This is a genomic window from Pseudomonas sp. lyk4-TYG-107, from assembly GCF_030209055.1.
Lineage (GTDB): Bacteria > Pseudomonadota > Gammaproteobacteria > Pseudomonadales > Pseudomonadaceae > Aquipseudomonas > Aquipseudomonas putida_A.
Genome location: NZ_JARVST010000001.1, coordinates 23207 through 34999, shown reverse-complemented (window position 1 = coordinate 34999; position 11793 = coordinate 23207). Strand labels below are relative to the sequence as shown.

Below are 11793 nucleotides of genomic sequence, written 5' to 3'. Positions count from 1 at the left end.
CTTCCTGCGTGCCATCTGCCCGCGGTGTGGGCCGCACGCCTCTCGATGGTCTGAAAAAGATGCTGGATAATAAAGCATGACCCGCTTGACGGCTAGCGCCGTCGGAGACCCTTGCAATGCCTGACCAAGATGTACGCTTGCAACACCTGAAAGTTTGGCTCGATGAGCAGTTGGCAATCCTGTTTGCAGATCAGGGCTGGGGCGCCGTGCCCCCGGCCACGTTGACCGCGGCCAGCAGCGACGCGAGTTTCCGCCGGTATTTCCGTTGGGAAGGCGCGGGTCGCAGTTTCGTCGTGATGGACGCGCCACCGCCCCAGGAAAACTGCAAACCGTTCGTGGATATCGCCTTTTTGCTGGCGAAATCCGGAATTAACGTGCCGAAAATTTATGCAGAAGACCTCGAACGCGGATTTCTTTTGCTCAATGACCTGGGCAACAAGACCTATCTGGACGTAATCGACAGCGAAAATGCCGACGCTTTGTTCAGCGATGCCTTGCAGGCGCTGTTGGCTTTTCAGCAATTGCCGATGGTCGCACCGCTGCCGAGTTACGACGTGGCACTGCTGCGCCGCGAGCTGGAACTGTTCCCCGAGTGGTATGTGAAGCGCGAACTCGGCGTCGAGTTCGACGCGGCACAGCAGCAACAATGGCAAGCCGTCAGCGATCTGCTGATCGACAGCGCCCTGGCTCAGCCGAAAGTGCTGGTGCACCGCGACTACATGCCGCGCAATCTGATGCTCAGCGAGCCGAATCCGGGCGTACTGGACTTTCAGGATGCGGTCTACGGCCCGGTCACCTACGACGTGACCTGCCTGTTCAAGGACGCCTTCCTCAGTTGGCCTGAAGAGCGCGTGCGTGGCTGGCTGGAAAGCTACTGGCAGCAAGCCTCGGCGCTGGACATCCCGGTGCAAGCGGATTTCGAAGACTTCCTGCGTGCCAGCGACCTGATGGGCGTACAACGCCACCTGAAAGTCATCGGCATCTTCGCCCGCATCTGCCATCGCGATGGCAAGCCGCGCTACCTGGCCGACGTGCCGCGTTTCTTCGCCTATATAGAAGCGGTGCTTGCGCGTCGTCCTGAACTGGCGGATCTGCAGGCGTTGCTCGCCAGTCTGCGTGGCGGAGTGACTGCATGAAGGCGATGATTCTGGCGGCAGGCAAGGGCGAGCGCATGCGCCCGCTGACCCTGACCACCCCCAAGCCGCTGGTGCGTGCCGGCGGCGTGCCGTTGATCGAATATCACCTGCGCGCGCTGGCGGCGGCTGGTTTCAGCGAGATCGTGATCAACCATGCCTGGCTCGGTCAGCAGATCGAAGATTACCTGGGCGACGGTTCGCAGTTCGGTGTGAGCATCCAGTACTCGCCGGAAGGTGAGCCGCTGGAAACCGGCGGCGGCATTTTCCGCGCCTTGCCGTTACTCGGTGACGATGCGTTCCTGGTGGTCAACGGCGATATCTGGACCGATTACGACTTCAGCGTGCTGCATCAACCGATCAACGGTCTGGCGCATCTCGTACTGGCGGACAACCCGGCTCATCATCCGACGGGCGATTTCACCCTGACTGACGGCCGGGTACAGGATGGCCAGCAAGGCGCGCAAACTCTGACCTACAGCGGCATCGCCGTGCTCCATCCGCAGCTGTTCGATGGCTGCGCGGACGGCGCATTCAAGCTCGCACCACTGCTGCGCAAAGCCATGGCTGACGGACAGGTCAGCGGTGAGCGTCTGAAAGGTCACTGGGTGGATGTCGGTACGCATGAGCGTCTGGCCGAAGCTGAAGCATTGATAGAAGCGAGTCGTTGATATGTTGTGGCCAGGGACTCTGATTGGAGCCGGAGCGGGTTTTGCGATCGCCAGCATTCCGGGGGCCATGCTTGGGGCATTGTTGGGACAGGCGCTGGATCGGCGCCTGCACCTGCAAAGCTGGGGGCACTTGCGGGAAAAACTCGGCGGACGGCCGATGTTGCGTAACGACGAATTGCTGTTCGTGTTGCTCGGGCGTCTGGCCAAAAGTGACGGGCGAGTGACGGACGGCCATATCCAGCAGGCGCGCCATGAAATGAACGCCCTGGAAATGAGCGAGCCGGCACGGCGGCGGGCGATTGCTGCGTTTAATCGCGGCAAGTCCGGCGGCGACCGCCTGCGCGGTTATCTGCGCCGCCTGAGTGCTCAGCCGCATGCCGCCGAAGGCGTGTTGCGCGCCTGCTGGCGGATGGTCTGGGCCGACGGTCGTGCGGGCGTCAGTGAGCGTGAATTGTTGGCGCAGTGGGGCAAGTGGCTGGGTTGGACAACCCACCAGATTCAGGCGCTGGCCAATGATTACGAGCCCAATAAACGGCCGATTGTCAGTGCCGCGGTGAGTTATCAGGAAGCGATGCGCCTGCTCGGGGTGTCGGCGACCAGCGAGCCGGCGCAGATCAAGCGCGCCTATCGCCGGCTGCTCAGTCGTCATCACCCGGACAAGATCGCCGGCAGCGGCGCGACGCCGGAGCAGGTGCGTGACGCGACCGAGAAAACCCGCGAGCTGCACAACGCGTTTACCCTGATTCGGGCGCGGCGGGATTTTCGCTGATCGTTGCCGTTAAATATGGGTTGGCTGAAATGGCCTCTTCGCGAGCAGGCTCGCTCCCACATTTGAATGCATTCCTTCTGTAGGAATGCGATCAGGGTGGGAGCGAGCCTGCTCGCGAATGGGGCGACTCGGTCTTCCAGTCAGTCCGTCTTCTGCGGATTCAACCAGCCACGCACCCGCCGGAACATTTGTTCCTGCTCAGCCTTTTTATCCGGCAACGCCTTGAGCGCCACCTGGCTGAAGGTCGAAGTCTTCAAACGCTTGCTGGCCTGCATGCGTTCCAGCGCCGCGTTGCGATCCAGCGCCTTGTCCATGTAGAAAATATCGGCGGTCGGCAACTTCAAGGTCGGCGTCAGTTCTGCCAGCTGTGGCTTGGCCTTGCTCGGCGTTTGCGCATCGACCATCACCAGTTTCTCGACCTGGGAACTCTGCCGCTCGCTGAGAAAGCGCGCTGCCCAGTACGCGCCCGTACCGTGACCGAGGACCACGACCCGGCGTGCGCTTTGCTGCTCGGCGTAGGCGATCGCCGCATCGATCCGCGCAAAGATCCGTTCGGCATCAGCCTTGGATTGTTCTTCAGTCGTTTCGGCGACCACCTGATCCGCCACTTCCGCTTCACCGCCCGCCGCCTGTTCGATCGGTTGCGCAGTGGTGGAATCCTTGCTGCCAGTTTCCGGGGCTTTCGGCGCGGCGGCGGGCGCAATCACCCGCGGTGCAATGACATCGCTTTGCAGATCCGGCAGGGTGATACTCAGGCTGCTCCACTCGACATCGGGCAATTTGCTGCGCAGTGGGCCGATCACTTGCGGCCAGTCAGCGGTTTCGCCGGCGCCGGGGACGATAATCACCGCACCTTTGGGCTCGGCAGTGTTGGCCGGTTTCCACAGGGCGAGGAAAGTATCGGCGCCGGCCTGCAATTGCTGCTGTTCTTGTGCCGGGACTTTGCGTTCCAGTGCTGCGGCTTCTTCCTGACTACGCTCAAGCAGTGGCTGGCGTTCGGCCGGTTTTTCGGCGGCCGGTTGCTCGGCGGTGGAGGCGGGCGCCGGATCGGCGGCTTCGACGGAAAACGCACAAGGCAGGATCAGCGACAGGCACAATGCTGGCATTGCCAGGCGGTAGACAGAGGGCATCGGTTATTCCAGGCCAGAAAAGTATCCCGGCAGCCTAATGGGTTGGTCAGAATTTGTCAGTGCAAGAGACTTCAATGATGCGTTTTTGCTGCCTGTGGGTTATCGGCTGGTTGTGTTTTCCCTTGATGGGCTGGGCGGCGTCTGCGCCGGCGGCGCATGCAGCGCTGTTGACGCCCGGCGAGCAGCAATGGCTGGCGCAGCACCGTGAGCTGCGTGTTGGCCTGGTATTGCAGGCGCCGTACGCGCAATACGACCGGCGCTTGCAGCGACTGTCCGGGGCCAATGTCGAATTGATGAAGGCGCTGGCCAAGACGCTGAACGTCGAGCTGAGCTGGCGCAATTTTCAGGACTTGGCGCAACTGGAAGACGCCGCCCGCGAAGGCGAAATCGACATCGCCCCGGGCCTGACCCAGACCCCGGGTGCGCTGCGCCTGTGGCTGTTTTCCGATCCTTACATGCGTGTGCCGCAACTGGTGGTCAGCGACCAGAAGAGCGGCGGCGTGGTCGAGCTGGAAAAGCTTGACAGCCTGTCCCGCGTCGCGGTGCGCATGCCCAGCGTCACCGCCGATTATTTGCGCAGCAATTATCCGCACCTGAATCTGCAAGGCGTGCCGCTGGAGCGTCAGGCGCTGCAACTGTTGTTGACTCAACAAGCGTCCTACGCCGTGATAGATGAAGCGCAACTCGGGCGGTTGTCCGCCGAACCTGAGTTCGCCGGGTTGGTGGTGGTCGGCGATATCGGCTTGCCGCAGCTGTTGCGGGTTGCCACGCGGCGCGACTGGCCGCAATTGGCCGGGATCATCGAAAGCGCCTTGCGAGCGATCCCGGCCAAGGATCTGGAGCGCCTGCACAGCCAATGGCTGCAACCCAAGTACCCACGGCTGACGGAATCGCCGGGGTTCTGGCAGAACCTCAGCCTGTTGTTTGCGGTGTTGTTGCTCAGTTGCCTGGCCATCGTGGTCTGGCAACGACGCCAGCAACACAGCCTCGAACAGCGTCTGCTGGCTGCACGTGAAGACATCGCCCTGCGCGCGGCCAGCGAAGAAGCCTTGCGCCTGACCCAGTTTTCCATCGATCAAAGCACCGTCGGCATTCTCTGGGTCAACTGGGACAGCCATGTGCGCTACGCCAACCGCGCGGCGGAACACATGCTCGGTTATCCACAGGGCGCGCTGATCGAACGGCCGCTGATCGACTTCGAACCCGGCCTGCACATGGATCGCTGGCTCAACCTGTGGAAACGCGCGCGGGCCAGTGAAGAAGGGCCGCTGAGTTTTGAAACCAGTTGCGTGCGCGCCGATGGCAGCATCCTGCCGGCGGACGTCTCGCTGAGTTTTCTGCGTTTTCGCGACAGCGAGTATCTGGTGGTTTATCTCACCGACGTCACCGAGCGCCGCCGCGCCCTGGCCGCGTTGCAGGAAAGTGAAGCGCGCCTGCAAGGCATCGCCGCCAACGTACCGGGGCTGGTGTTTCGCCTGGAGCGGGCGCCGGTGACCGGGCAGATCGATTTCGCCTACATCAGCGAGGGCAGCGAGAGTCTGGTCGGCTATGCGCCGGCCGCCATCGCCCATCGCGACATGGGCTTGCGCAGTCTGGTGCACCCGGACGACAAGGCCAGTTATCACCAGACCCAGGATCAGGCGCTGGACACCGACAGTGACTGGTCGTGGCAGGGTCGCATCCTCACCCGTCAGGGCGAGCAGCGCTGGGCCGAGATCAAGGCAATCACCCGACAGCTGGAGGATGGCGCCTATGTCTGGGACGGCATCGTCTGGGACATCAGCGAAAGCAAACGTATCGAGCTGGAGCTGGCCGCCTCCCGCGAGCAACTGCGCGAATTGTCGGCGCACCTGGAAAGCGTGCGCGAAGAAGAAAAGGCGCGGATCGCCCGGGAAGTGCACGATGAACTGGGGCAGATGCTCACGGTGCTGAAACTGGAAACCTCGATGTGCGAACTGGCCTATGCGCAGCTCGACCCGGGGCTGCACGAGCGCTTGAACAGCATGAAGCGCCTGATCGCCCAGTTGTTCCAACTGGTGCGTGATGTGGCGACGGCGTTGCGCCCGCCGATTCTCGATGCCGGGATTGCTTCAGCGATCGAGTGGCAGGCGCGGCGCTTCGAGGCGCGTACGCAGATTCCGTGTCTGGTGCAGGTGCCGGACAATCTGCCGGCGCTCAGCGATGCCAAGGCGATCGGGCTGTTCCGAATCCTGCAGGAGGCGCTGACCAACGTCATGCGCCATGCTCAGGCGCATACTGTGGAGCTGACACTGGCGCTGGAAGGCGACGAGTTGTGTCTGACGGTCAGCGACGATGGCGTAGGCTTTGTCGCTGCGGCGGATCGGCCGACGTCCTTTGGTTTGGTCGGTATGCGCGAGCGGGTGCTGATCATGGGCGGACGCTTGTTGCTTGAGAGTGAGCCGGGGGAGGGCACCAGTCTGAATGTGTGGGTGCCGGTGAGTGAGGTTTGAAGGTTTGTGGTGTTTGAGCTGACGCTATCGCGAGCAGGCTCGCTCCCACATTGGAATGCACTTCCCTGTGGGAGCGAGCCTGCTCGCGAATGACCTTGGCGCTGAATAAGAATAATGGAGAAGAACGTGATCCGTGTATTGGTAGCCGAAGACCACACCATCGTCCGTGAAGGCATCAAGCAATTGATCGGCCTGGCCAAGGACCTGCAAGTGGTGGGGGAGGCGAGCAATGGCGAGCAGCTCCTCGAAACCCTACGCAGCGTGCCGTGTGAAGTGGTGTTGCTGGACATCTCGATGCCTGGCGTCAATGGGTTGGAGGCGATCCCGCGGATTCGCGCGCTGAACAATCCACCCGCGATTCTGGTGCTGTCGATGCACGACGAGGCGCAAATGGCCGCCCGTGCGCTGAAGGTCGGCGCCGCCGGCTATGCGACCAAGGACAGCGATCCGGCATTGTTGTTGACGGCGATTCGCAAAGTGGCGGCCGGCGGACGCTACATCGACCCGGAACTGGCCGACCGCATGGTCTTCGAAGTCGGCCTGACCGACACGCGTCCGTTGCATTCGCTGCTGTCCGAGCGTGAGTTCTCGGTGTTCGAACGCCTGGCCCAGGGCGCCAACGTCAACGACATCGCCCAGCAACTGGCGCTGAGCAGCAAGACCATCAGCACCCACAAGGCGCGACTGATGCAGAAGCTCAATATCACCTCGCTGGCCGAACTGGTGAAATACGCGATGGAACACAAACTCCTCTAAAGATTACCGCAATCAAAATTGTGGGAGCGGGCTTGCTCGCGAATGCGGTGGGTCATCCACTCATTCATTGACTGACACACCGCATTCGCGAGCAAGCCCGCTCCCACAGGGAATCTCAATCTGGCCTGCCATTGCGGGCATATCCATTAGCGACAGGCGCTTTTGCCTGTTCTTGCGGCTCGCAGCATGGCGCTCGTCGCTCGCTTGCCAAAACGCGCCATCCTTGTAGGGCAATCCCTACCCCCAACCTTCCATCCGGCTGAGGCGATTCTCTCCTGCGCCCCGATTTGCGTGGCTGGCGCCAGCCACTAGGCTTAATCCACAGCAGTTACCAATAACAAAGGTGTGGGTATGAGCCAGGTCGATTCAAACGCAGGGGCCAGTGACGTGCTGGTCAGCTTTCGTGGAGTGCAGAAGAGCTACGACGGCGAGAACCTGATCGTCAAAGACCTCAACCTGGACATTCGCAAAGGCGAGTTCCTGACTCTGCTCGGACCGTCCGGCTCGGGCAAGACCACCAGCCTGATGATGCTCGCCGGGTTCGAAACCCCGACCGCCGGCGAAATCCTCCTGGCCGGCCGTGCAATCAACAACGTGCCGCCGCACAAGCGCGACATCGGCATGGTGTTCCAGAACTACGCGCTGTTCCCGCACATGACCGTGGCCGAGAATCTGGCCTTCCCGCTGACCGTACGTGGCCTGAACAAGAGCGACGTCAGCGACAAGGTCAAGAAAGTCCTGAGCATGGTCCAGCTCGACGCCTTCGCTTCGCGTTATCCGGCACAACTCTCCGGCGGTCAGCAGCAGCGTGTAGCGCTGGCCCGGGCGCTGGTGTTCGAACCGCAACTGGTGCTGATGGACGAACCGCTGGGCGCACTCGACAAGCAACTGCGCGAACACATGCAGATGGAGATCAAACACCTGCACCAGCGCCTCGGCGTGACCGTGGTCTATGTGACCCACGACCAGGGTGAAGCCCTGACCATGTCCGACCGCGTCGCCGTGTTTCATCAGGGCGAGATCCAGCAGATCGCGCCACCGCGCACGCTCTACGAAGAACCGAAAAACACTTTCGTCGCCAACTTCATCGGCGAGAACAACCGCCTCAACGGCCGACTGCTCAGCCAGAGCGGCGAGCGTTGCGTGGTCGAGTTGGGCCGGGGCGAGAAGGTCGAGGCGCTGGCGGTCAACGTCGGCCAGACCGGCGAACCGGTGACCCTGTCGATCCGTCCGGAGCGCGTCAGCCTCAACGGTTCGAGCGACCAATGCGTCAACCGCTTCTCAGGGAGGGTGGCGGAATTCATCTATCTGGGCGACCACGTCCGGGTGCGCCTGGAAGTCTGCGGCAAGACCGACTTCTTCGTGAAACAGCCGATTGCCGAGCTCGATCCAGCGCTCGCGGTCGGCGACGTGGTTCCGCTTGGCTGGCAGGTCGAGCACGTTCGCGCACTCGATCCTCTTCTAGAGGCGCACTAAGCGCCCCGGCAATACCAACACCAACCCTGCACGTGGAGAGAACAATAAATGTTGAGATCCCTGAAGTTCACCGCCCTGACCCTGGGCCTGATGGGTGCGGCCAGCGCTATGGCCGCCGGTCCCGATCTGACTGTGGTGTCGTTTGGCGGGGCGAACAAGGCGGCGCAAGTCAAAGCCTTCTACGCACCGTGGGAAGCGGCGGGCAACGGTAAGATCGTTGCCGGCGAGTACAACGGCGAAATGGCCAAGGTCAAAGCCATGGTCGACACCAAGAGCGTGTCGTGGGATCTGGTGGAAGTCGAATCGCCAGAGCTGTCCCGTGGTTGCGATGAAGACATGTTCGAACAGCTCGACCCGGCGCTGTTCGGCAAGACTGAAGACTACGTCAAAGGCGCGATTCAGCCATGCGGCGTGGGCTTCTTCGTCTGGTCGACCGTGCTCGCGTACAACGCCGACAAGCTGAAAACCGCGCCAACCAGTTGGGCCGATTTCTGGGACACCAAGAAATTCCCGGGCAAGCGTGGCCTGCGCAAAGGCGCCAAGTACACCCTGGAATTCGCGCTGATGGCCGACGGTGTTGCACCGAAGGACGTTTATAAAGAGCTGGCGAGCAAGGGAGGGCAGGATCGCGCGTTCAAGAAACTCGATGAACTCAAGCCGAGCATTCAGTGGTGGGAAGCCGGCGCGCAACCACCGCAATACCTTGCTTCCGGTGACGTGGTCATGAGCTCGGCCTACAACGGTCGCATCGCCGCCGTGCAGAAAGAATCCAACCTGAAAGTGGTGTGGAACGGCGGCATCTACGACTTCGATGCGTGGGCCATCCCGAAAGGTCTGGACGCCAAGCGCGCCGAAGCGGCGAAGAAATTCATCGCCTACTCGGTTCAGCCGCAGCAACAGAAGACCTACTCGGAAAACATCGCCTACGGCCCGGCCAACACCCAAGCCGTACCGCTGCTGAGCAAGGACGTGCTGAAAGACATGCCAACCACCCCGGAAAACATCGCCAACCAGGTGCAGATCGACGTCAGCTTCTGGGCTGACAACGGCGAGCAACTGGAGCAGCGCTTCAATTCCTGGGCTGCGAAATAAGCAAGGCCTGGTGATGGTGGGCTTGCCTACCCCTGTGGGAGCGAGCCTGCTCGCGAAAGCGGTAGATCAACCAGCATAGATGTTGAATGTGCTGGCCTCTTCGCGAGCAGGCTCGCTCCCACAGGTAGCTGTGTTTCAACACAACAGAGGTGGTTCGCCACCTCTGTAACGATCAAAGATTTGCGGAGTACGTCATGGCCATCGCCGTTCCCCTGAACGAGGGCGCCAGCCCCACCTTGAAGCAGAAGCTCAAGCGCGCCGAGCGGGTCAACCGCTGGAAGGCCCAGGCGTTGATTGCGCCGCTGGTGCTGTTTCTGTTGCTGGTGTTTCTGGTGCCGATCGTGGCGCTGCTCTACAAAAGCGTCGGCAACCCGGAAGTGGTCGGCGGCATGCCGCGCACCGTGGCGGCCATCGCCAGTTGGGACGGCCGTGGCCTGCCCGCTGAACCGGTGTACAAAGCGGCCGGCGAAGATCTCGCCGAAGCCCGCAAAAACCAGACGCTGGGCGATCTGTCCAAGCGCTTGAACATGGAGTTGGCCGGCTATCGCAGCCTGCTGACCAAAACCGCCCGGGCGCTGCCCTTCGCCAGCGAACCGGCCTCCTATAAAGAAGCCCTCGAAGCGCTCGATGAGCGTTGGGGCGATCCGGCCTACTGGCAAGCGGTCAAACGCAACACCAGCAGCATCACGCCTTACTACCTGCTGGCGGCGGTGGATCACCGTATCGATGATCTCGGCGAACTGGCCCCGGCCACCCCGGATCAGGCGATCTACCTCGACATCTTCGCCCGCACGTTCTGGATGGGCCTGATCATCACCGTGATCTGCCTGCTCCTCGCCTATCCACTGGCCTACCTGCTGGCGAACCTGCCATCACGGCAGAGCAACCTGCTGATGATTCTGGTGCTGCTGCCGTTCTGGACCTCGATTCTGGTGCGGGTCGCGGCGTGGATCGTGTTGCTGCAATCGGGTGGACTGATCAACAGCGCACTGATGGCGATGGGCATCATCGATAAGCCGCTGGAGCTGGTGTTCAACCGCACCGGGGTCTACATCTCGATGGTGCACATTCTGCTGCCGTTCATGATTCTGCCGATCTACAGCGTGATGAAAGGCATCTCGCCAACCTACATGCGCGCCGCCATCTCGCTGGGCTGCCATCCGTTCGCCAGTTTCTGGCGGGTGTATTTCCCGCAGACTTATGCCGGCGTCGGCGCCGGTTGCCTGTTGGTGTTCATCCTCGCCATCGGCTACTACATCACCCCGGCGCTGCTCGGCAGCCCGAACGATCAGATGGTCAGCTACTTCGTCGCGTTCTACACCAACACCAGCATCAACTGGGGCATGGCCACTGCGCTGGGCGGCTTGTTGCTGCTGGCGACCGTGGTGCTTTATCTGATCTACAGCTGGCTGGTGGGCGCCAGTCGCCTGCGCCTGAGCTAAGGGGAATTTGAAATGCTGAGTCCTTACATGTCGCCCATCGAACGGGTGTGGTTCTACAGCTTGCGGATCCTCTGCGGCCTGATCCTGCTGTTCCTGATTCTGCCGGTACTGGTCATCGTGCCGCTGTCGTTCAACTCGGGCAGTTTCCTGGTGTATCCGCTGCAGGGCTTTTCGCTGCAGTGGTATCACGACTTCTTCGCTTCGGCAGAGTGGATGCGCGCGCTGAAGAACAGCATCATCGTCGCCCCGGCGGCCACGGTACTGGCGATGGTCTTCGGCACGCTGGCGGCGATCGGCCTGACACGTGGCGACTTCCCCGGCAAATCCCTGGTGATGGCGCTGGTGATTTCGCCGATGGTGGTGCCGGTGGTGATCATTGGTGTGGCGAGTTATCTGTTCTTCGCGCCGCTGGGGCTGGGCAACAGCTTCTTCTCGTTGATCGTGGTGCACGCGGTGCTCGGTGTGCCGTTCGTGATCATCACCGTGTCGGCGACGTTGCAGGGGTTCAACCACAATCTGGTACGCGCTGCGGCGAGTCTTGGTGCATCGCCACTGACGGCGTTCCGCCGGGTGACCTTGCCGCTGATTGCACCGGGGGTGATTTCCGGGGCGCTTTTTGCCTTCGCGACGTCGTTCGATGAGGTGGTAGTGACGCTGTTCCTCGCCGGCCCCGAGCAAGCGACTCTGCCACGGCAGATGTTCAGCGGGATCCGCGAGAACCTCAGCCCGACGATTGCGGCGGCGGCAACCTTGCTGATCGCTTTTTCCGTCATTCTGCTGCTGACCCTGGAATGGCTGCGTGGTCGCAGCGAAAAACTGCGTACCGCGCAGGTCTGACGCCCAGATCAAAAGC

General features: G+C 61.7%; 10 protein-coding genes. 9 read left to right on the top strand and 1 reads right to left on the bottom strand.

From position 1 onward, the window contains the following. Positions 1 to 116 precede the first annotated feature (116 nt). From QRN61_RS00165 to QRN61_RS00155, 3 genes are read left to right on the top strand one after another with little or no spacing between them, the layout of a single operon-like run. On the top strand, positions 117 to 1136 hold the full coding sequence (locus tag QRN61_RS00165; protein WP_285372959.1) for an aminoglycoside phosphotransferase family protein: 1020 nt from the start codon (positions 117 to 119) through the stop codon (positions 1134 to 1136). Next, a complete protein-coding gene (gene murU / locus QRN61_RS00160; protein ID WP_027610723.1) occupies positions 1133 to 1804 on the top strand; it encodes an N-acetylmuramate alpha-1-phosphate uridylyltransferase MurU in 672 nt (223 codons plus the stop codon). Before QRN61_RS00165 ends, murU begins: the two co-directional genes overlap by 4 nt. Position 1805: 1 nt before the next feature. Next, positions 1806 to 2573 (top strand): TerB family tellurite resistance protein, encoded by a 768-nt coding sequence (locus QRN61_RS00155; RefSeq protein WP_027610724.1) that lies wholly within the window; start codon positions 1806 to 1808, stop codon positions 2571 to 2573. 140 nt (positions 2574 to 2713) lie between these two features. Here the strand turns inward: QRN61_RS00155 and QRN61_RS00150 are convergent, their stop codons facing one another. After that, positions 2714 to 3703: an alpha/beta hydrolase family protein gene (locus QRN61_RS00150; protein ID WP_285372958.1), complete on the bottom strand. Its 990-nt coding sequence runs from the start codon at positions 3701 to 3703 to the stop codon at positions 2714 to 2716. Positions 3704 to 3777: 74 nt separating this feature from the next. Between QRN61_RS00150 and QRN61_RS00145 the strand changes: the two genes are divergently transcribed. From QRN61_RS00145 to QRN61_RS00120, 6 genes are all read left to right on the top strand, one after another. Further along, positions 3778 to 6174 carry a PAS domain-containing sensor histidine kinase gene (locus QRN61_RS00145; protein WP_285372957.1) on the top strand — a complete coding sequence of 799 codons (2397 nt, stop codon included), beginning with the start codon at positions 3778 to 3780 and terminating at the stop codon, positions 6172 to 6174. Positions 6175 to 6300: 126 nt separating this feature from the next. Then, positions 6301 to 6930 carry a response regulator gene (locus tag QRN61_RS00140; protein WP_003228820.1) on the top strand — a complete coding sequence of 210 codons (630 nt, stop codon included), beginning with the start codon at positions 6301 to 6303 and terminating at the stop codon, positions 6928 to 6930. A 351-nt stretch (positions 6931 to 7281) separates the two neighbouring features. Beyond that, positions 7282 to 8406, top strand: coding sequence for an ABC transporter ATP-binding protein (locus QRN61_RS00135; RefSeq protein ID WP_007966453.1), 1125 nt, complete (start codon positions 7282 to 7284; stop codon positions 8404 to 8406). Positions 8407 to 8454: 48 nt separating this feature from the next. Further along, positions 8455 to 9498 carry an ABC transporter substrate-binding protein gene (locus tag QRN61_RS00130; RefSeq protein ID WP_027610727.1) on the top strand — a complete coding sequence of 348 codons (1044 nt, stop codon included), beginning with the start codon at positions 8455 to 8457 and terminating at the stop codon, positions 9496 to 9498. A gap of 194 nt (positions 9499 to 9692) precedes the next feature. Beyond that, positions 9693 to 10940, top strand: a complete 1248-nt coding sequence (locus QRN61_RS00125; RefSeq protein WP_027610728.1) for an ABC transporter permease — start codon at positions 9693 to 9695, stop codon at positions 10938 to 10940. A 12-nt stretch (positions 10941 to 10952) separates the two neighbouring features. After that, positions 10953 to 11777, top strand: a complete 825-nt coding sequence (locus QRN61_RS00120; protein ID WP_095137404.1) for an ABC transporter permease — start codon at positions 10953 to 10955, stop codon at positions 11775 to 11777. Positions 11778 to 11793 lie beyond the last annotated feature (16 nt).

Excerpts from the sequence above, each read along its gene's own strand:
- QRN61_RS00165 (WP_285372959.1), top strand. The coding sequence starts at position 117 with ATGCCTGACCAAGATGTACGCTTGCAACACCTGAAAGTTTGGCTCGAT.
- murU (WP_027610723.1), top strand. The coding sequence starts at position 1,133 with ATGAAGGCGATGATTCTGGCGGCAGGCAAGGGCGAGCGCATGCGCCCG.
- QRN61_RS00155 (WP_027610724.1), top strand. The coding sequence starts at position 1,806 with ATGTTGTGGCCAGGGACTCTGATTGGAGCCGGAGCGGGTTTTGCGATC.
- QRN61_RS00150 (WP_285372958.1), bottom strand. The coding sequence starts at position 3,703 with ATGCCCTCTGTCTACCGCCTGGCAATGCCAGCATTGTGCCTGTCGCTG.
- QRN61_RS00145 (WP_285372957.1), top strand. The coding sequence starts at position 3,778 with ATGATGCGTTTTTGCTGCCTGTGGGTTATCGGCTGGTTGTGTTTTCCC.
- QRN61_RS00135 (WP_007966453.1), top strand. The coding sequence starts at position 7,282 with ATGAGCCAGGTCGATTCAAACGCAGGGGCCAGTGACGTGCTGGTCAGC.
- QRN61_RS00130 (WP_027610727.1), top strand. The coding sequence starts at position 8,455 with ATGTTGAGATCCCTGAAGTTCACCGCCCTGACCCTGGGCCTGATGGGT.
- QRN61_RS00125 (WP_027610728.1), top strand. The coding sequence starts at position 9,693 with ATGGCCATCGCCGTTCCCCTGAACGAGGGCGCCAGCCCCACCTTGAAG.
- QRN61_RS00120 (WP_095137404.1), top strand. The coding sequence starts at position 10,953 with ATGCTGAGTCCTTACATGTCGCCCATCGAACGGGTGTGGTTCTACAGC.